Source organism: Streptomyces sp. NPDC058239, assembly GCF_042882185.1.
Taxonomy (GTDB): Bacteria; Actinomycetota; Actinomycetes; order Streptomycetales; family Streptomycetaceae; genus Streptomyces.
In genome coordinates this window covers 25,729-46,683 of sequence record NZ_JBHVWS010000030.1, presented here as the reverse complement: position 1 = coordinate 46,683, position 20,955 = coordinate 25,729, and the positions used below count along the sequence as shown (strand labels likewise).

At 72.7% G+C, this 20,955-nt stretch carries 7 protein-coding genes; 6 read left to right on the top strand and 1 reads right to left on the bottom strand.

Annotated elements, in window-relative coordinates; translation table 11 throughout:
* Positions 1-762 precede the first annotated feature (762 nt).
* The 5 genes from ACFVYE_RS27880 to ACFVYE_RS27860 all read left to right on the top strand — a co-directional run bounded on the left by ACFVYE_RS27880 (position 763) and on the right by ACFVYE_RS27860 (position 18,078).
* The gene (locus ACFVYE_RS27880; protein ID WP_389607583.1) at positions 763-1,944 is read left to right on the top strand and encodes an SDR family oxidoreductase; all 1,182 of its coding nucleotides are present in this window, start codon (positions 763-765) and stop codon (positions 1,942-1,944) included.
* 33 nt (positions 1,945-1,977) lie between these two features.
* Entirely contained in the window at positions 1,978-3,561 is a 1,584-nt protein-coding gene (locus ACFVYE_RS27875) for a PfaD family polyunsaturated fatty acid/polyketide biosynthesis protein (RefSeq protein WP_389607582.1), read from the top strand.
* A 56-nt stretch (positions 3,562-3,617) separates the two neighbouring features.
* The gene (locus ACFVYE_RS27870) at positions 3,618-9,680 is read left to right on the top strand and encodes an SDR family oxidoreductase (RefSeq protein ID WP_389607581.1); all 6,063 of its coding nucleotides are present in this window, start codon (positions 3,618-3,620) and stop codon (positions 9,678-9,680) included.
* Positions 9,681-9,729: 49 nt separating this feature from the next.
* Positions 9,730-16,332: a beta-ketoacyl synthase N-terminal-like domain-containing protein gene (locus tag ACFVYE_RS27865; protein ID WP_389607580.1), complete on the top strand. Its 6,603-nt coding sequence runs from the start codon at positions 9,730-9,732 to the stop codon at positions 16,330-16,332.
* Between the two features lie 885 nt (positions 16,333-17,217).
* On the top strand, positions 17,218-18,078 hold the full coding sequence (locus ACFVYE_RS27860; protein WP_389607579.1) for a LysR family transcriptional regulator: 861 nt from the start codon (positions 17,218-17,220) through the stop codon (positions 18,076-18,078).
* Positions 18,079-18,271: 193 nt separating this feature from the next.
* Here the strand turns inward: ACFVYE_RS27860 and ACFVYE_RS27855 are convergent, their stop codons facing one another.
* On the bottom strand, positions 18,272-19,438 hold the full coding sequence (locus ACFVYE_RS27855; RefSeq protein WP_383966057.1) for an FAD-dependent monooxygenase: 1,167 nt from the start codon (positions 19,436-19,438) through the stop codon (positions 18,272-18,274).
* A 257-nt stretch (positions 19,439-19,695) separates the two neighbouring features.
* Here ACFVYE_RS27855 and ACFVYE_RS27850 point away from each other — a divergent pair, with 257 nt between their 5' ends.
* The gene (locus tag ACFVYE_RS27850; RefSeq protein ID WP_389607578.1) at positions 19,696-20,952 is read left to right on the top strand and encodes an MFS transporter; all 1,257 of its coding nucleotides are present in this window, start codon (positions 19,696-19,698) and stop codon (positions 20,950-20,952) included.
* Positions 20,953-20,955 lie beyond the last annotated feature (3 nt).

Genomic DNA, 20,955 nt, shown 5'->3' with positions numbered 1-20,955 from the left:
CAGTTCGTGCCAAGGGACGGGCAGGCGGGGCGAGGCCGGGCGCTCGGCCACCCCGACCGACCGGGACGGACCGCCGATTGGGAGGACCGCCGACCAGTGCGCGTCCGCAGCGACGCCAAACGCGTCACCTCGGACCTGAATAAGTACGGTTTATATCCGGCCGCGGTGAACGGCTGTACTCGCCCGCAGCCCCCGAAGTACGCGCTCCCCGCCTGCCCCACCGGGCTCTACACCCGTCACCGCCCGCCGGCAGGGACGCGGAGCCGCCCGGGTCCGCCTGTCGGCCACCGCCCGCGAGATCACCCGAAAGGGGGACGGTCCTCCGGGCGGCCCGCTCGGTCCCGACTGCTTCCGTTGCGTCCGTACTGCCGGGTGCCCCGGCTCCCGGCGGGAGCTCCGACAAGCTGTCCGGGACACACATGGACCGTGGCGTGGGTACTTCATTCGGGTGAGCCGGTGGGATCGGGGGCTTCATCACCGTCCGCCGTCTGACACTGTGTGCCGTGCGCCAGTGGTCATCAAGCCCGGAAGAGGGCCTGAGCAGCCCCCGGCGGGGCCGGAGGAACCGGAGGACGGCGGACGCCCGTTGCACCGGGTCGGCCGGACGAGTCAGGCCGCGCACGCCGCGACCGCCGGTGTCATGCCGCGCCGTGGGACGGTCGGCCACATCTCGCCTCCCCGGCCGCCGCAACGGCCCCAGCGTTCACCGCCCTCGCACGCGGTTGTGGTCCTGTCCCTTTCGGAGCCCTTGGAGCCAAGGTCATGCACGTCGCCCTCACCGGCGCCACCGGATTCCTCGGACTGCGCCTGCTGCGCCGTCTGCTCGACACACACCGGTCGGTGACGGTCCTGGTCCACGCGGGATCGGGTGACGCGCTGCACCGCATCACCCGGTTCTTCGCACTGACCGGCGTGCCCGAGGCGTTCGTCGCCGAACTCCCCGGCCGACTGCGGGTGGTGGAGACCGAGTTGGAGCAACCCGGGCTGGGGCTGTCCAGGCGCGCGTTCCAGGAGTTGGCCGACGGTCTCGGCGCGATCTGGCACAGCGCGGGCAGCATCAACCTGGAGGGAAACCTTCGCGAGCTGCGCCGGACCAACGTCGAAGGAACCCGGCATGTACTGGAGTTGGCCGCCGCCGGACGCGAGAGACCCGTGGTCCACCACGTGAGTACCGCTTTCGTCGCCGGGAGCCGGCGTGAGGGGGTGGCGTACGAGGACGAGCTGGACGACGCGTACGGCTTCGAGAACGCCTACGAACGCTCCAAGTACGAGGCGGAGGTGTTGATCCACGCGTGGTCGCGGGAGCACCGCCGCCCGGTCGTGGTGCTGCGGCCGAGCATCCTCGTCACGGACCTGCCGCCGCACCCGGAACTGCCCTCGCATCCGCTCCAGGTCATCGAGCGGATCCTGCGCGACGCGCGACGCACCGCCGGCCCCGGAAGCCCGGGGCACGACGGCGACGGACCCGACGCCCCCAACGGCGCCGACCCGGGCGGCCGTCCCCGCGTCCGCCTGGTGGGTCATCCGCACGGCCGGCTGAACCTGATGCAGGTGGAGCATGCGGCCGAGGTCATGGTGCGGCTGGCCGGCCGGACGCCCTCGGGCGGAGTCGACACGTACCACGTCGTCCACGACCGCGATGTGCCCGTGCTCACGATCGCAACCCTGCTGGAACGGCTGGTCGAGTTGTCGATCGACCTGGTCGCCACGGAGCCGGACGACCCGTCGGCGCTGGAGGCGCTGGTGGACTTCTACCCGGGTCTGACGGCCTACCTGACCCATCGACGGCGCTTCGACGACACCCGGGTCCGGGCCCTGTTCGGGTCGTCGGCGGCCTCCGACCGGGTGGACCTCGACTACCTGTGGTCCGGCCTGGTCCCGAGGGACCGGGTTCCCGCCGGCCCGTCGCCCACCGCCGCCTTCCCGACCGCCCGCTACGCCTGACCCGCACACCTCCTCTCCCGCTGGAGCCCCTCCGTGTCCGTCCTCTCCGCTCCCGTCGCACCCGCCGCGTCCTCGCCGGTCTTCTCCCCCGAGGAGATCGCCGCCCGGGCCCGACGGATCCGGGAACCCGTACACATCGTCAGTGGGCCGAGCGGCCGTGAACTGGGTCTCGCGGCCGGTCCCGTGCCCGGCGGCCCGGTGCTCGGGACGCTGCCGCCGCTGTACCCCGAGTGGCTCGGCGGGCGCACCTTCTGCGAGGCGCACGGCGTCCGTTTCCCTTATGTGGCGGGCGAGATGGCGAACGGCATCGCAACCACCCGGATGGTGTCCGCGATGGCCCGGACGGAGATGCTCGGGTTCTTCGGCGCCGGCGGCCTGGCATATGCCGATGTGGAGCGGGCCGTGCATGCGCTGGCCGGGGAGCTGCGGTCCCGTTCGAACTGGGGCGTGAACCTCATCCACTCACCGGCCGAACCCGCGCTGGAGTTCCGCGTCGCCGAGCTGCTGCTGCGCTGCGGTGTGCCCCGGATCTCGGCGTCGGCCTTCATGGAGCTCACCCCGGCCGTCGTGCTGTGCTCGGCCCGGGGACTGCGCCGCGGCGCCGACGGCGGAATCGTCCGGCGCACGCGGATGTTCGCCAAGGTCTCCCGGCCCGAGGTGGCCGAGAGGTTCCTCTCGCCGGCCCCGGCCGCGCTGCTGGACCGGCTCGTCGTCCAAGGGAAGCTGACCCCGCAGGAGGCCGGCCTGGCGGCCCTGGTGCCGGTGGCCGAGGACATCACCGTGGAGGCCGACAGCGGAGGTCACACCGACAACCGGCCGTTGTCGGCCCTGCTGCCGAGGATCGCCCTGCTGCGCGACGCGCTGTGCCGGCGGTTCGACTACCGCCGACCGGTCAGGATCGGCGCGGCCGGCGGGCTGGGCACACCGGCCGCGGTGGCCGCCGCCTTCGCCCTCGGCGCGTCCTACGTGGTCGTCGGATCGGTGAACCAGACCGCCACCGAGGCGGGCCTGTCCGACGAGGCCAAGGCGATGCTCTGCGAGGCGGATGTCGCCGACGTGGCCATGGCGCCGGCGGCGGACATGTTCGAGCTGGGTGTCACGCTGCAAGTACTGTCCCGGGGGACGATGTTCGCCCAGCGGGCCGGCAGGCTCCACGCGGCCTACCGGGCGCACGGTTCGCTGGAGGAGATCCCACCCGCAGTGCGCGCCGCGATCGAACGGGACGTGCTGCGCGCCTCGTTCGACGAGGTCTGGCAGCACACGCGCGCATTCTGGGAGCAGCGCGATCCCTCGGAGATCACGCGTGCGGAGGCCGATCCGAAGCACCGTATGGCGCTGGTCTTCCGCTGGTACCTGGGCAGTTCCAGTCGGTGGGCGATCACCGGCGAGGCGGCCCGACGTACCGACTACCAGATCTGGTGCGGGCCGGCGACGGGCGCGTTCAACCGCTGGGTTGCGGGCACGTTCCTGGCCGAACCGGCGAACCGGTCCGTGGTGCAGATCGCGCTCAACCTTCTCGAAGGCGCTGCGGTGCTCACCCGAGCCCATCAACTGCGCACCTATGGAGTTCCGTTGCCGTCCGAGGCATTCGCCTACACCCCGCGCGGGCTGGCATGAGCGGCCCCGGCGCCCCGGAGGCGTCAGCGGCAGCCGTCCGGCCCCGAGGAGACAGCGTGTCCGCCTGCACCCGTGGGCAGGTGCCCATCGCCGTGGTCGGTGTCGGCGCCCTGGTGCCCGGCGCGACGGACGCGGCAGGCTACTGGCGGATCCTGACCGGCGGCCGGGACCTGATCACTGAAGTGCCCGCCTCCCGCTGGCTGGTGACGGACCACTACGACCCCGACCCGGCCGCCCCCGACAAGACGTACGCCCGCCGCGGCGCCTTCCTGCCGGAGGTTGACTTCGACCCGTTGGCGTACGGTGTGCCGCCCGCCAACCTGTCGGCGACGGACACCTCCCAACTGCTCGCCCTGATGGTCGCCGACCAAGTGCTGACCGACGCCGGCGGTCTGTCCGGCATGGACCGGGACCGGGTCGGCGTCGTCCTCGGCGCAGCCTCCCTGGAGTTGCTCCCGCACATGTACGGGCGCGCGCATCGCCCGGTGTGGCTGAAGGCGCTGCGGGAGAGCGGTCTCGCCGAGGCCGAGGCGCAGGCCGTGTGCGACCGCATCTCGGCGCACTTCAGCCCGTGGCAGGAGTCGACCTTTCCCGGCCTGCTCGGCAATGTCGTAGCGGGCCGGATCGCCAACCGGTTCGACCTGCACGGCACCAACCACACCACCGACGCCGCCTGTGCCAGCTCCCTGGCAGCACTGTCCACGGCGGTCGGTGAGCTGACGCTCGGGCGGACCGACCTGGTGATCAGCGGCGGTGTGGACACCGGGAACGACATCGGCATGTTCCTGTGCTTCTCCAAGACGCCCGCGCTCTCCCGTACCGGTGACTGCCGTCCGTTCTCGGATGCGGCGGACGGCACCATGCTCGGCGAAGCGGTCGTCATGTACGCACTGAAGCGGCTGTCCGACGCGGAGCGGGACGGCGACCGGATCCACGCGGTGATCCGGGGCATCGGCACCTCGTCCGACGGCAGGGGTACGGCGATCTACGCGCCGCTTCCCGACGGTCAGGCACTGGCTCTGCGACGCGCCTACGAGGAGGCGGGCTACGGTGCGCAGACCGTGGAGCTGGTCGAGGCCCACGGGACCGGCACGAAGGCCGGGGACGCCGCCGAACTGACAGCGCTGCGCGAGGTGTTCGAGGCGTCGGGAGGTACGGACGGGCAGTGGTGCGCGATCGGCTCGGTCAAGTCGCAGATCGGCCACACCAAGTGCGCGGCGGGCGCGGCGGGGCTGCTCAAGGCGGTCATGGCCCTGCACCACAAGGTGCTGCCGCCGACCATCAAGGTCGACCGGCCGATGCCGGCGGCCGCCGCCCCGGACGGCCCGTTCTACGTCAACACCGAGGCCCGGCCGTGGGTGCGGTCCGCCGGTCATCCGCGCCGGGCGTCGGTGTCGAGCTTCGGCTTCGGGGGCAGCAACTTCCACGTCACGCTGGAGGAGTACGTACCCTCGGGCACCCTGGCCCGGGTGCCGCCGCGCCATCGCTGCGCACCGAGCGAACTCGTCCTGTTCAGCGGCGCGTCGCCGTCCGACCTGGTGCCGCCGGAAACGTACGGCGACCGTCCCCTGGCCGCGCTCGCCCAGGAGAGCCACAGCACGTTCTCGCCCACCGATCCGGTGCGGCTGGCCGTCGTCGCCACAGACACCGAGGACCTGAAGGAGAAGTACGCGCAGGCGCTCACGCTGATCCGGCAGCGGCCAGGCACGGCGTTCTCGACACCGAACGGTGTCCGGTACGCCTTCGGGGATCCCGTGCCCGGCCGTCTCGCGTTCCTGTTTCCGGGGCAGGGATCCCAGTACGTCGGGATGGGCGTCGGCCTCGCGATGCTGTCACCGGCCGCCCAGGCCGTGTGGGACCGGCTGGGCGGCACCAGGTTCGACGGGCGGCCCCTGCACCGGGTGGTGTTCCCGCCGCCCGCCTTCACCGACGAGGAACGCACGGCCCGGGCTGCGCTTCTGGCCGCCACCGAGTGGGCGCAGCCCGCGCTCGCGGTGCACGCGCTCGCCTTGCTGGCCGTACTGCGGGGTCTGGGGCTGCAACCGGACTGTGTGGCGGGCCACAGTTTCGGTGAGCTGGTGGCGCTGCACTGCGCGGGTGCCCTGGACGCCGATGCTCTGGTCGGTCTGGCCCGCAGGCGTGGTGAGCTAATGCGGGACGCGGCCGGCGTACCGGGCGCGATGCTGGCCGTGGCGGCGGACCGCGAGCACGTGATGGCGGTACTGGCCGGTGACGAGTTCGGCGACATCTGGCCGGCCAACCTCAACTCCCCGCGTCAGGTGGTGCTTTCGGGTACGAGGGAGGCTGTCGCGCGCGCCGAGAAGGCATTCGCGGCCGAGGGTGTCGGCACACGCCGGCTGACCACTTCGACCGCTTTCCACAGCCCGCTGGTCGCCCCGGCCGGTGAGCCGCTCGCCGCGTTCCTGCGTACGGTCCCGCTCACGAAGCCCCTGATCGAGGTGTACGGCAACGCGGACGCGGAACCGTACCCGTCGTCGCCCGACGGGGTACGCCGCCGGATCGCCGACCACCTGGCCTCACCTGTGCTCTTCCAGGACCAGATCGAGGCGATGTACGCGGCAGGGGTGCGGACCTTCGTCGAGGTCGGCGCGGGCACCGCGCTGACCGGCCTGGTCGGACAGATCCTGGGTGACCGCGAGCACTCGGCCGTCCCCCTGGACCGGGCGGACCGGTCCGGGGTCAGCACCCTGCACACCGCGCTCGGTGAACTCGCCGTACGCGGTATCCCTCTCGACTTCGATCCCCTCTGGGCGCCGTACGCCTCGCCCGGAACCTCAGTGAAGGAGCGCAAGCCCCGGATGACCGTGAAGATCAGCGGAGCCAACTACGGTCAGCTCTACCCGCCCCGCACCGAAGCCGCCGAACCACAGCCGCCCGTGCCCGCGCCGGAACGCCACCCGCATCCAGCCCCCTCGTCCGACATCCTGGCGGTTCCCATGTCCGCGTACGCACCCGCTCCCGCCCACACTCCGGAGCCGTCGGCCTACGGGACGGCACCCGCCCGGGAACCGGAACCCGCGTACGGAGCCGAGCCGGCGCACGACCCCGTGCCCGCCTACGACCCCGTGTCCGCGTACGGGGCCGAGCCCGATGCCGCCCTCGGCCCCGAGTGGTACGCCGCGGTGGAGAGCGTCCAACGGCAGACGGCACAGGCCCACGCGGCCTGCCAACGCATGCTGACCGAAAGCCATATGGCTTTTCTGCGGATGACCGAGACCGCCATGGCCGCGATGCTCGGGGCACAGGGCGTCGGCGCCGTGCCCGACGCCCCGGCTCCCCCGGCACCGCTGCCGATCCCCCGTCCTTCGGCACCCTGGCGGGCCCCGGCACCCGCGACACCGCCCCCGGCAGCGATCGGCGTTCCCGGGACCGTGCCCGCCTTCGTACCCGCCGGGCCCGGCGAGGCGCCGTCGCCCGCACCGGTCGCCGCCGAGGAACGGGCCCCGGCCGCCGTCCCGGTGGCCCCCTCGGCACCGGCCGCCGATGCCGCGCCTCTGCCGGCGCCGGAATTGGAGGAACTACTGCTCTCGGTGGTGGCCCGGCTCACCGGCTATCCGACTCAAATGCTCAACGTGGACATGGAGCTGGAGGCGGATCTGGGAGTCGACTCGATCAAGCGCGTCGAGATCCTGTCGGCCGTACGCCGGAGGGTGGGCGACGTGGCGACGGGAGACATCGGACAACTCGGCAAACTCCGCACGCTGCGCGAGATCGTCGAGGCGCTCACCGCGGCCGGCCGGCCGCCGGGGGCCCCGGCGCCGAACTCCCCGGCCGTGACCGGGCCCCCCGCCGTCCCGGAGATCCCCGCCATGCGCAGCAGGTCCGGGCAAAGGACGGCGCTGACGAGGCTGGTGCCGCGCGCGGTGGAGTCACCGGCGTCCGGCCTGGCGACGGCGGGGCTCCTGGACGGGCCGCTCGTGGTGGCGGGCGGGGGCGCCGACGGCGCCGCGATCACATCCCTCGTCGCACGGAAGCTGGCGGAGCACGGCGTGGACGCCACCGCCGTGGCGGAGGTGCCCGAGGACACGCGCGGAGTCGTACACCTCGGCGGGCTGACCGGGGGCAGCACGCCGGACCATGCGCGGGAGGTCCACCGGTCGGTGTTCCGCGCGGCGCGCGCGGTGGTGGCACAGGCCGCCGAACGGGGCGGACTGTTCGTGACCGTGCAGGACACCGGAGGCGACTTCGGGCTCGACGGCCACGCACCCGACCGCGCGTGGCTGGGCGGCGTCGCCGGTCTGACCAGGACCGTGGCGAAGGAGTGGCCGGGTGTCTCGGTCAAGGCCGTCGACTGCGAGCGGGGCGGTCGGAGCGACGAGGAGGTCGCCGAGGCGATCGTGCGGGAACTACTGGAGGGCGGCCCTGACCTGGAGGCAGGTCTCCGCGCGGACGGCACCCGCACCACCCTGCGGACGGTACCCGCGCCGGTGATGCCCGGCAGCACCCGGCGGATCACCTCGGAGTCGGTGATCGTGGCCACCGGAGGGGCCCGCGGGGTGACCTCCGCCGCGCTGCTGGACCTGGCCAGGACCCATCGTCCGCGTATCGTGCTGCTCGGCAGGACAGCACCGGCTCCTGAGCCCGCAGGGCTCGCGTCGGCCGCCGACGAACCGGCGCTCACCCGTCTGCTCGCCGAGCGTTCGACCGAGGGCGCGGAGAACTCCTCGCCCGCCCGGATCACGGCGCGGGCCCGGGAGATCCTGGCCGCGCGCGAGGTGCGGGCGACGCTGGCGGCGCTGGAGGCGGCGGGATCCCCCGTCCGGTACGTCCAGGTGGACGTCCGCGACGGCGACGCCGTCGCCGCCGCACTGCGCGACGTACGTGACGCGTGGGGGGCGGTCACCGGCATCGTGCACGGTGCGGGAGTACTGGCCGACAAGCGGATCGCCGACAAGACCGACGAGCAGGTCGAGCAGGTGATGTCCACCAAGGTGGACGGTCTGCGCACGCTGCTGGCCGCGACGGCGGACGATCCGCTGGACGTGATCTGCCTGTTCTCCTCGGTGGCCGCCGTGTTCGGCAATGCTGGGCAGAGCGACTACGCCATGGCCAACGAGATCCTGGGTCAGGTCGCGTCAGCGGAGCAGGCCCGCCGCCCCGGCTGCCTGGTGCGGTGCGTCGCCTGGGGGCCGTGGCGCGGCGGCATGGTCACGCCCGCTCTGGCCGGGCATTTCGGCCGGTCCGGGGTTCCGCTGATCTCTCTGGAGCAGGGGGCGGCCGCTTTCACGGCCGAGCTGGACGGCACAGCCGGTGAGGCCCGCGTCGTCCTGGTGGCCGGGGACGATCCGGCGGCCCTGTCCCCGGCCGGCGATCCACGTCCGGCACAGCTGCTGGTCCGGGCGGACAACCTGCCGCAGCTGGCCGACCACGCGCTCACCGGGGTTCCCGTGCTGCCCGTGGCGATGGTCCTGAACTGGTTCGCGGGGGCGGCCACCGCCTGGCTGCCGGGTGCCGGCCCACTCGTCCTGCGCGACCTGCGGGTGTACCAGAAGTGCACCCTGCCCGAACTGGCCGGCACAGGCCACCGGCTCACCGTGCACGGCAGCCGGGGCGCGGCCGGTTCGTCGACGGGGCTGGAGGCGGAACTGCGCGGGGAAAACGGGGTGGCGCACTTCCGGGCCGTGCTGGACACCGGGGCCGAAGAGCCGGATCCGGCCACGTGGGGCAGCCCGGACAACCTCAAGCCGCTGGACCGCACCGAGTTGTACGACGGGGAGAGCCTCTTCCACGGCCCCCGCTTCCACTCCGTCCACTCGCTGCACGGTGTTTCGGAGCACGGAGCCGAGGCGATCGTCGCGGGCGTGCGCGACTTGGAATGGTCCGGTGAGCACTGGCCGCTCGACCCGGCCGCCATGGACGGCGCGCTCCAACTCGCCCTGCTCTGGGCGCAGGAGGTACTCGATGCGGCGACGCTGCCGATGGCCGTCGCGGAGTGCAGGGTGTACCGGCGCGGCCCGGTGGACGGCAAGGTGCGGTGTGTGCTGCGAGCCCGGAAGGTTCACAGCACGGGGGCGCGCTGCGATGCGGCGCTGATCGACGCCGATGGAGCCGTCCGTCTGGAACTGCTCGGCGTGGAGCTCGTCCGCCGCCCCTCCTGAGCCCCGGCCCCTCCGAACCAGCCCCGCCCTGCCATGAAGTGAGACCCGCATGGAATTCGAACCGATCGCCGTCGTCGGCCGGGGCTGTGTGCTGCCCGACGCGCTCGATCCGGACACGTTCTGGGACAACATCGCCGCGGGCCGCACCAGCCTGTCGGCCATCCCGGAGGACCGGTGGCGGCTGCCGCGCCACTGGGCCATGGGCTCGGTGGACGACCACCTCGACCGCACCTGGACCGATGTCGGCGGGTACGTACGGGGGTTCGAGTCCGTCTTCGACCCCAGCGGTTTCCGAATCGCCCCGGAGCGGATCCTGTCGCTGGACCCGCTCTTCCACTGGGTCATGTACGGCATCCGGCAGGCACTCACGGAGGCGGGCCGTGAGGGCCCTCTGCCGCGCGCGGGGCTGGTGCTGGGAAACCTGTCCTATCCCACGCCCACAGGGGCGGCTCTTGCCGAGCACGTCTGGCTGTCCGCCCAGCGGCCCCCGCTCCGTGACGCCCTGCTGACGGGAGAGCGCCGGCTGCGGCCCGACGCCCGGAATCGCTTCTCGTCCGGGCTGCCCGCCCGGCTCGCGGCCCGAGCCCTCGGGCTGGGCGCGGGCGCGTGGTCCCTCGATGCCGCCTGCGCGTCGTCGCTGTATGCCATCAAGCTGGCGTGCGACCGGCTGCACGACGGCACGGCGGACCTGATGGTGGCCGGTGCGGTCAGCCGGGCGGACCCCCTCTATCTGCACGTCGGCTTCTGCGGGCTGTCCGCGACGAGCCGCACGGGGCGCAGCCGGCCCTTCCACCGGGACGCGGACGGGCTGGTGCACAGCGAGGGCGCCGGGTTCGTCGCCCTGATGCGGCTGTCCGAGGCCCGCACCGCCCATCTGCCCGTGCTCGGTGTGATCCGCGGTGTCGGGTTGTCCAACGACGGGCGCGGCTCCGGGCTGATCAGCCCGGCGGAGGAGGGCCAGGTTCGGGCCATGCGCCTGGCGTACGACGCGGCGGGCGTCGCGCCCGAGACCGTGTCACTCGTCGAGTGCCATGCGACGGGGACGCCGGTCGGGGACGCGGTGGAGGCGCGCGGCATGGCCCGGGTCTTCGGGACCGGTGACGACGTGCCCATCGGTTCGGTGAAGTCGAACGTCGGGCACCTGCTGGCCTCGGCGGGCGTGGCCGGGCTGCTGAAGGTGCTCGGCGCGCTGCGTGCGGGGATCCGTCCGGCGACGCTCGGCGCGGAACGGCCGCTGGAGGCGCTGGCGGGCACGCCGTTGCGGGTGCTGACCGCGCCGGAACCGTGGTCCGGGCCTCGCCGGGCGGCGGTGAGCGCGTTCGGGTTCGGCGGGACCAACGCCCATCTGGTGGTGGACCTGCCGGACGGCGACCCGGTGTCCGCCGTACCGCGGCCGATCCGCCCGGCCGCCGCCGTGCCCGCCCCGACCCGGGTGCGGGAGTCGCCGGGCGGCCGTACGCCGGTGGCGATCGTCGCCCTCGGCGCCCGAGTCGGCGACGGGACCTGTACGGAGGACTTCCGGCGAGCGGTGCTGGGCGGTGAGCGACGTGGCCCCGCTCCCGGGATCGCTGTGGAATTGAGGGACCTGTGCTTCCCGCCACTGGCCCTGGAGCGAACGGTGCGCCATCAGCTCCTGGTGCTGGAGGCCGCCCGGGAGGCCGTCCGGTCGGTGTCCCTGCCCCGGGAGCGGACCATGGTGGTCATCGGCATGGGGGTGGACCCCGAGGTGGCCCGGGCGGGCGCCCGCTGGAGGGTTCCCCACTGGCTGGAGCAGGCCGGGCTTGCCGCCACACCCGAGTCGGCGGACCTCGCCCGGGACGCGTTCGTGCCGCCCGTGACCGCGGAGGGGGTGGTGGGCACCATGCCGAACCTGGTGGCGAACCGGATCAGTACCCAACTCGACCTGGCGGGACCGGGTTTCGCGGTCTCGGCGGAGGAGGCGTCCGGGCTGGTGGCGCTGGAACTCGCGGCCCGGGCCGTCCGGTCGGGGGAGGTCGACGCCGCGCTCGTCGGTGCCACCGACCTGTCCTGCGAGGCGGTGCATCAGACCGCCCAGCGGGATCTCGGCCGCGAGGACGAACCGGGGGACGCCGCCGTCGTCCTGGTCCTCAAGTCCTTGGACACCGCGCGCAGGGACGGCGACACCGTCGTCGCCCTGCTCGACGAGGACACCGCCGGCGCACCCGACGTGGTCATCGGGGACGGCCCTGACGCGGTGTTCGACCCGGCGTCGGCCTTCGGGCGTGCTCACGCCGCGTACGGGCTGGTCTCCGTCGCGGTCGCGGCGCTCTCGCTCCAGCACCGCGCGGTGCCGCGTCCGGGCCTTCCTGCGGATACTGCGACCGTCGCGCACACCGCGAAGGCCGCGGTGACACCGTTGGAAGGGCCCACCGCGAGTGTCCGGCTGCGCGCGGGGGACGCCCGGCCGTGGCTGCGGGGCCCGGCTCCGCGCCTGCACGTCTTTTCCGGGGCCGACCGCCGGGAGGTGCTGGCCGCACTGGAGTCCGGTGCGGAGTCCGACGCCGGACCGGCCCGGCTGGCGCTCGTGGCCGACGACGACGCGTTGCCGGGCCGCAAGGAGGCCGCCCGCCGCTGGCTGGCCGAGGGCGGAGCCCGTCCGGCCGATGTGCTGTACCGGGACAGGCCGGTCACGGGGCAGACCGCGTTCGTGTACACCAACGGCTCGGCGGCGTACCCGAGCATGGGCCACGAGCTGATGCTCGCGCTGCCGTCGCTCGGCGAGGCCGTCCTGGCCAGGCACGGGGCGATCGGTGCACGACTGCGGTCCCGGGGGGAGCGCGGAGTGCTCGACCAGATCTGGGGTGCCGCCGAACTCGCCGTCCACCACACCGTGTTCACCCGGGAGGTGCTCGGGCTCCGGCCGGAGGCCGCTCTCGGGTACTCCTCGGGCGAGTCGGCCGCCCTGGTGGCTCTGGGTGCCTGGCCGGACGCCGCAGGGCTGTACGACGCCACCCGGGACAGCGGTCTGTTCACGACCGAACTCACCGGTGAGCTCCGGGCGGTGCGGCGCCACTGGGAGCGTCTGGGCGTCGAGGGCTGCCGCTGGTCGAGCTATCTGGTCAGTGCGCCCCTGGAAGCGGTCCGTGCCGAGCTCGCCGCCGAGGTCGCAGTCCATCTGATGGCATTGAACGCCCCCGGAGTCTGCGTCATCGGCGGCGAGTCCCGCGCGTGCGCGGCCGTCGTGGCCAGGATCGGCGCCGACCGCGCGATCGAGCTCGACTACGACATGGCCGCCCACGCACCGGAGTTGGCGGAGATCCGAGAGGTATGGCGTGCGGTCCACCATCGTCCGACCGTCGACGTGCCCGGTGTGCGGTTCTACAGCGGGGCCACCGGGCAGTCGTACCGGCCGACGGCCGAGCTGGCCGCCGAGGCGCTCACCGCGCAGGGACTGAACACGATCGACTTCGCGGCCACGGTCGAGCAGGCGTGGGCCGACGGTGTCCGGGTCTTCGTGGAGCACGGGCCGCGCAAGCTGTGCACCGGCTGGATCAAGCGGGTACTCGGCGACCGGGACCATGTGGCCGTCGCACTCGATGCCCCCGGCGACACCCGGCTGCGGCAGCCCTGCCTGGCGGTGGCCGAACTCGTCGTCGCGGGCGTGCCGGTACACGCCGACGAGTTGTTCGCCCGGCTCGCGGAAGCCGCCACGGAGGTCCCGCGTCCCGGGCCCACCGTCACCGTGTCCGTACCCGCGCCTCCGTGTCTGCCGCCACTGGTAACCCTGCCCCGGGCCCCCGAGCTGGCGCCGGTACCGGACCGGGAGGCCGGCCGGTCCGACGCACCGGGCGGCGCTGCCATGCCCCGCCCCGGTACCGCGGGGCCGCGCCCCCTGCCGGACGTCCGGCCGACAGGCTCGGACGGACGCGATCCGCGGGCGGCGGGCGCCCGCGCCGCAGTCCTCCGGCAGAGCCTGCGGGTCGCCGCGCTGCACCAAGAGATCACCGCCGGGCACACCGAGGCCCATCAGCGGTTCCTGCAGATGTCCGCTCTCGCCGTCACCGCGCTGCGGAGCACCGTGCCCGTTCCCGTACGGCCACCGGGCCCCCCTGCCCCGCGTCCGACCGCCGGGCCGCCGCCGGTCCCCGTACGGCCCACGCCCCGCTCGGCGTTCCTGCCCGCTGCCCCGCCGGAAGCGGCACCCGCATCACTCCTGAAGCCGGGGCCGAAGTTCGACCGCGCCCAGTTGGAGCACCTCGCCTCCCGGGAGATCTCCACACTGTTCGGCCCGCGGTTCGCCGAGCAGGACGCATACGCGGTGCAGACACGGATGCCCGAGCCGCCGATGCTGTTCACGGACCGGGTCACCGGTATCGACGCCGTGCCGGCGGCGCTCGCCGCGCCCGGCCCGGTGCGCACCGACGGGACGATCTGGACGGAGACCGATGTCCGGCCCGACAGTTGGTACCTGGACTTCACCGGACGTATGCCGGCCGGGCTGCTGATCGAGGCGGGCCAGGCGGATCTGCTCCTGCTCAGCTGGCTGGGCGTGGACCTCCTCAACCGGGGGGAGCGCGCCTACCGGCTGCTGGGCTGCGAGGTGACGTATCACGGCAGCCCGCCGGAAGCGGGCGACACCTTGCGCTACGAGATCCACATCGACGGCCACGCGGAGCACGAAGGCGTCCGGCTGTCCTTCTTTCACTACGACTGCTACGTGGACGGCGAACTCCGGCTCAGCATCCGCGAGGGCCAGGCCGGGTTCTTCACCCCCGAGGAGCTCGCCGGCAGCGGCGGTGTGCGGTGGGATCCCGCCGAGCGGCCGCCCGGCGGCGGCCTGCCGCTCGACCCGCCCGCAGTGCGCTGCGGACGGACCCGCTTCGACGCGGACCGGGTGCGGGCCCTGACCCAGGGGCGGCCGGCGGACTGCTTCGGCCCCGGCTGGGAGGCGACGGCGGCCCACGTCCGCTCACCTCGGCTCGACGACGGCAAACTGCGGCTGCTCCACGAGGTGACCGTGTTCGACCCGGCCGGAGGGCCGTGGGGCCGCGGCTATCTGCGGGCCGAGACCCCGCTGTCGCCGGACGACTGGTTCTTCGCGGGGCACTTCAAGAACGACCCCTGTATGCCGGGCACCCTGATGCTCCAGGGCGGTCTCCAGGCGATGGCGTTCTACCTGGCGGCCATGGGCTTCACCGTGAACCGGGACGGCTGGCGTTTCGAGCCCGTCGGCGGTCACCCCTGCAAGGCAATGTGCCGCGGCCAGGCGACTCCGGCCGGCCGGCGGGTCGTCTACGAGGTGTTCGTGCGCGGTGTCTCGGCCGGGCCGGTGCCGACGCTGTACGCCGATGTGCTGGGCTCGGTGGACGGGGCGAGAGCATTCCTGGGCCGGGACGTGGCGCTGCGGCTCGTACCCGACTGGCCGCTGTCGCACTGGCGGCACTCAGGCCCACCCGTCGTGCAGGGCAGCGGTACATCGGTGCCGCTCCCCCTGCTCGGCGGGCTGGCCGGGCACCGGGAGAAGAAGCCGGTGGCGACGGCGACCGATGGATTCCCCTTCGACTACGCCTCGTTGCTGGCGTGTGCCTGGGGCAGACCGAGTGAGGCGTTCGGTACCGCGTACCAGCCCTTCGACAGCACCCGTAAGGTCGCGCGGCTGCCCGGTCCCCCCTACCACTTCATGAGCCGGATCGTCTCGGTGAACGGTCCGCAGGGCGGTATGCAGGAGGGCAGCAGTGTCGTCGCGGACTACGACGTGCCCGCGAGGGCCTGGTACTTCGAGCAGAGCGGCGGCCGTACGATGCCGTTCGCGGTCCTGATGGAGATCGCGCTGCAACCCTGCGGGTGGCTGGCCTCGTACGTGGGCAGCGCGTTGACCACCGACACGGATCTGCTGTTCCGCAACCTCGACGGGGCGGGAACAGTCACCGGTGAGGTCACTCCGGCGACGGGTACGGTCCGCACCCATGCCGAACTGACGCGTGTCTCCCGGAACGGGGACATGATCATCGAGTCGTTCCGGGTGAGGTGCACGGCCGACGGCGTGCCGCTCTTCGAACTCTCCACGGTCTTCGGCTACTTCCCGCCGTCGGCCTTCGACCACCAGCAGGGTCTCACGGCGTCGGCCCAGGAACGGGCCCGTCTCGACGAGCCCTGCGATCGTGTGGTCGATCTGACCGCCCGGCCCGCTGGTTACTGCGCCGGGGAACCGCGGCTGCCGGGCCCCATGCTGCTGATGCTCGACCGGATCACCGGTTCCTGGCCGGACGGGGGCAGCATGAGGCTCGGGCGGCTGCGGTCGGAGAAGGACGTGGTCCCGGACGAGTGGTTCTTCCGGGCCCATTTCTTCCAGGACCCGGTGCAGCCAGGGTCGTTGGGCGTCGAGGCCATGTGCCAGCTGCTCCAGTTCCACCTGCTTGAGCGCGGCGCGGCGGACGGCATTCCACGCCCCCGGTTCGAGCCGGTGCTGCCCGGCCGCGAGACGACCTGGACGTACCGCGGCCAGATCACCCCGGCCAACAGGCTGATCCGAGTGGACATGGACATCGTGGAGAGCGGCACGGACGCGCGGGGGCCCTACGCGACGGCGGACGCGTCGCTGTGGGGCGATGACACGTGCATCTACCGGGTGCGCGGGCTGGGCATGCGTGTGGTGTCCGACGCGGCTCCCGGACCCTCACCCGCTCCATGACGCGAGTGCCCGGTCGAGGGCTGGGCACTCGCCCGTGATGCCCGCACCGCACCTAGTGCACACTCACGAACTCACAGGTCAGCGGTCCAGAGCGGCTTCGCCGCCCGCCGTGTGACACGTAAATGGGCACATCGAACACCCCGTAGCCCTTGATCAACACCGCGCCGCGGGGTGGCAGCGCAGGAGGCGAGGTCAGCTACCTGCGGTTTTGCCCGCGCCGGTTGGTATTTACGCCTGGTCGTCGCCACGAACGTCGTGGACTTCAACGGCATGCTGCACGGGCTTCGCCGGTGGTCGCGTGCGGTGGGTCTGCTCTGCGGACGGCGCAGTCGCATGGTCGAAGACGCGCTGGCCAAGCGGCGCAACCATGTCGCCCTTCCCTCTGGCCACCATGTCGACACGCCAGTCGGGGCACTTTTCATCCCCACCCCCCTGAAGGAGCAGGAGGGGGCGAGTATCAGCACGTCGTGGTACGGGCCATCCCCGCCATCCCGGACATCCTGCTTTCGCCATGACGTCGGCGAGCGCACCTCGCGCCGCAGACAGCGCAGCGCCGAATGGGCATCGGCAGCTCCATTGGCGGCGCGTTCGTCGCGTACAGCCGGCACGACCGACGTGAGGCCCTGGGACTGGGCGGCGAGGTCACCGGGGCGTAGCGGCTCAACCAGTCGGTTCCGTCGGGCTGCCAGACCGTCACCACCCCGGCGACGCTACCGGGGTACCCACCACAAGCTCTCCAGACCCTCCGCCGGTCGGAGGCGGATCGCGATGGCGGGTGGCGCCCCCATCGGCGAGACCCACCTGCCCCGGTGCACGGTGCGATCATACGAGGTGTCGGTCATCTCATCGGGAGATGACAGTCCGGCTCACCGGCGGGGAGTGGGGATGGATCTGCGTCAGATGAAGGTCGTCGTGACGGTCGCCGAGGAGGGCGGTTTCACAGCCGCCGCACGGCGACTGCACGTGGTCCAGTCGGCGGTGTCCGGGACGGTGCGCGCGCTGGAGAAGGAACTGGGCATCCGGCTGTTCGACCGCACCACACACCGGGTGTCCCTCACCGCCGCGGGCGAGGCGTTCGTCCCTGCCGCCCGCGCCGCGCTGCGCGCGGTCGACCAGGCACGTGCGGCCACCGACGCGGCCCGCGGTGAACTGCACGGTCAGGTCACCATCGGCACGATGCAGGGCGTGTGGGGCGGCCTCGACGGCGCCCTGGGCGAACTGCGCGCCCGGCACCCGCGGGTCAGGGTCCGGCTGCGGCAGGCCGCCGTCCGCGATCTGCGTCAGATGCTGCGCGACGGCTCGGTGGACCTCGCCGTGGTCGCCCTGGACCGCCAGCAGCAACGCGGCCTGGTCACCCGGCTGCTGGCCCGCGAGGAGATGGTCCTCGCCGCCTCCCCGGCCCGCCCGTTCACCCACGCCGGCGAGGTCACCTGCGCCGAGGTCGCCGGTCTGCCGTTCATCGACTTCGCGCCCGGCTGGGCCGTCCGCGCCGCCGTCGACCGCGCCTTCCGCGCGGCGGGCGTCGACCGGGACGCCGTCTTCGAGGTCAACGACATCGTCGCTGCCTCCGAACTCGTCCGCCACGACCTCGGCGTCTGCGTGCTGCCCGAGTCCATCGCGGCCCGCTTCCCGGAACTGTCCCTGCGGCGCTTCGTCCGGCACGTCCCGCGCTGGAACGTGATGGTCGTCCACCGCGGCGGCGACCTCTCCCCGGCGGCGGGGGCGCTCCTGCGGTGGATCACCTGACAGGGTGGGGGCGAGGGGCGGGAGTCCGCCGCCCCGACGGTTCCCCCGCACCCGCCACACCGTCACTGTGACCCGTAGTCGTGCGCCCACCACCGCTACCGTGCCCGCCACACCGTCACCGTCAACGGGCCGTGCAGGGACGGACGTTCGGCCGCAGGCAGCGCAGTGAGTCCAAGGCCACCCGCGGTTCCGGTCACGCCGAAGGGAAGAACCTCCGGCCACCCGGCGTTCCGAGCTGCGAGCGGGTCGCGAGGTCCATGCCCGCGCCGGACAGCGTGACCAGATGGACCAGACGGTCCTCCTCCCACTGGGCCAGGCGCTCGGCGGGCAGCGGCTGGTCCGCAGTCCAATCCCGCAACGCCGCTGCGAGGCCCGCCGCGTCACCGAACGCCTTGGAGGTGCCGGACGCCGTGTGCGGCCGTACCGTTCCCGCCGCGTCGCCGATCAACGCGGCGTGGTCGGCGACCATCCGGTACGGCGCGAGGTCGAACACCGGCTGCATGAAGACGTTCGACACCTCGACGAGTCGGGCGAACTGCGGCGGCAACGCCACCTCCGCCGTGGCCAGCAGTTCCTTGCCGGTCTCCGGCAGCATCTCCCCGGGCGGCAGAAACGTCGCGTACGTCCGCCCCGACCGACTCGTCAGCAATCTGGGCAGATCCCGCTCGGAAACGTTCGTGTACCAGACCCAGTTGACCCGCCGCGCCCCCTCGCTCACCTCGCCCCCGGCGCCGGGTACCAGGTAACACAGCATCTGCTGCCCGTCCGTACCGAAGAACGTGAACCGCCCCGACAGCAGGTCCAGCAGCTCGTCCGGCACCGCCGACTCCGGCTCCAGCCCGCGCCAGGCAACATATCCGGAGTACGACGGACGCGTTGCCGGATCAAGCAGCCGGCGCGTCGCCGAGCCGATCCCGTCCGCGCCGACCAGGAAGTTGCCCCGCGTCGCATACCCGTCCCCGAACTGCGCCGTGACCTCCGCACCCTCCACCGTGACCCGTCGCAACCTGCTGTCCAGCCGGTAGCAGACACCGTCCAGGGGCTCGCGCAGCGTCCGGTAGAGGGTGTCCCAGGACGTCATCAACTGTGGCATCGCATAGCGGTCCGGCTGCCCGTGCAGGTGCAGATGCTGGCGCTCCCGCAGTTCCACGCACACCTGACGCGCCGTGACACCCAGCCGTCCCAGCAGGTCCTCGACCTCCGGCTGCATCACGATGCCCGCGCCGCGCGCCTGCATGTTCCCCGCCGACCTCTCGTACACGGCGACCTCGGCGCCCACCGCCCTCAGCTCATGCGCCGCCGCGAGCCCGCCGAGGGATCCTCCGACGATCACGACCCTGGCTGTCCTGCTCGGCTCCATCGCATGCCTTCCCGTACTCGCTCCGCCCGCACCCGCCGCCCGGCGGCGCGGTCTTCCCATCCTGACCGGTCGCACTCCCACCCGCATGGTCTGTCCGCGCACAGTCGACCCACCCGGGCGACCTCTATCTGTGCAAGAGATAACAGATATCGAGATCCATCGCCGGAAAAGGGGAAGCGATCCGCCGCCCCCGGCGCTGACACCCCCGTGAGAGCGGCGAGCACGCCGCTCGGCAGGTAACCGATGAAGAGGGTCCCGTGTCCAAGTCATCCGTTCTGCACCGATCCGCACGGCACACGACCGGCGGCGCGAAGCCGAACCCCGGCTCCTCCACCGGAGTACCGGGCTGGCTGGTCGCTCTGCTGGCCGTCGCCTCCGGCGCGACCGTCGCCAACCTCTACTACGCGCAGCCCCTGCTGTCCTCGCTGCGCGACGTCTTCCACGTCTCCACCTCCACGGCGGGCATCCTCATCACCCTGACCCAGGTCGGCTATGTGATCGGCATGCTCTTCCTGGTTCCGCTCGGCGACCGGCTGGAGAAGCGGAACCTGATCACGATCCTGATGACGATCACCACCGTCGCCCTGGTCATGGCGGGTTTCGCCACCACCTTCCCCGTGCTGCTGGCCGCCTCGCTGATCAGCGGCGCGACCTCCGTCGTCGCCCAGATCGTGGTGCCGGTCGCGGCGAGCCTCGCTCCCGACCACGCCCGTGGCCGCATCGTGGGCCGGGTGATGAGTGGACTGCTCACCGGCATCCTGCTCTCCCGTACAGTGAGCGCCCTGGTCTCCGACGCTGCGGGCTGGCGCGTGGTCTACCTCGGCTCGGCCGTCCTGATGGCCGTCGTCGCCGTCGCTCTGCGGTTCGCGCTGCCCCAGCACGCGCCGACCACCACCGAGCCGTACCACCACGTGCTGCGCTCCACCGCCGCCCTCGTGCGCAAGCACCCGGCGCTGCTGCGCCGCGGCCTGTACCAGGCAGCCATGTTCGCCGTGTTCAGCGCCTTCTGGACCACCGTGTCCTACCTGCTGACCGGTCCCGGCTTCCACTACTCCGCCGTGGGTATGGGCATCTTCGCCCTCGTCGGAGCGGCGGGCGCGCTGATCGCGCCGGTCGCCGGACACTGGGCCGACCGCAAGTGGGGCCGCCCGATGACGGGTGCGTCGTTCGCCGTCGCCGCCGGAGCGTTCGCCCTGGCGGGCTTCGGACAGCACAGCATCGTCGCCATCGCCATCGCCGCGATCCTGATCGACATGGCGGTGCAGACCACGCTGATCGTCGGCCAGCACACCATCTACGGCCTGGACCCCGATGCCCGCGCCCGCCTCAACTCGGTCTTCATCGCCACCTTCTTCCTCGGCGGCGCGCTCGGTTCCGAGGTCGGCTCCCTCGCCCACAAGGCAGCCGGCTGGGGCGGGGTCAGCCTGTTCGGTGCGGCGATGCCGCTGCTGGCGCTGCTCTACTGGCTGACCGAACGGCGCTCCACCGCACGCGAGGACACCCCCGCGAAGTGACAT

What these genes read in the sequence shown, in the direction of transcription:
- ACFVYE_RS27860 (WP_389607579.1), top strand. Translation starts at nt 17,218, where the DNA reads ATGGATCTGCGTCAGATGAAGGTCGTCGTGACGGTCGCCGAGGAGGGC.
- ACFVYE_RS27865 (WP_389607580.1), top strand. Translation starts at nt 9,730, where the DNA reads ATGGAATTCGAACCGATCGCCGTCGTCGGCCGGGGCTGTGTGCTGCCC.
- ACFVYE_RS27880 (WP_389607583.1), top strand. Translation starts at nt 763, where the DNA reads ATGCACGTCGCCCTCACCGGCGCCACCGGATTCCTCGGACTGCGCCTG.
- ACFVYE_RS27855 (WP_383966057.1), bottom strand. Translation starts at nt 19,438, where the DNA reads ATGGAGCCGAGCAGGACAGCCAGGGTCGTGATCGTCGGAGGATCCCTC.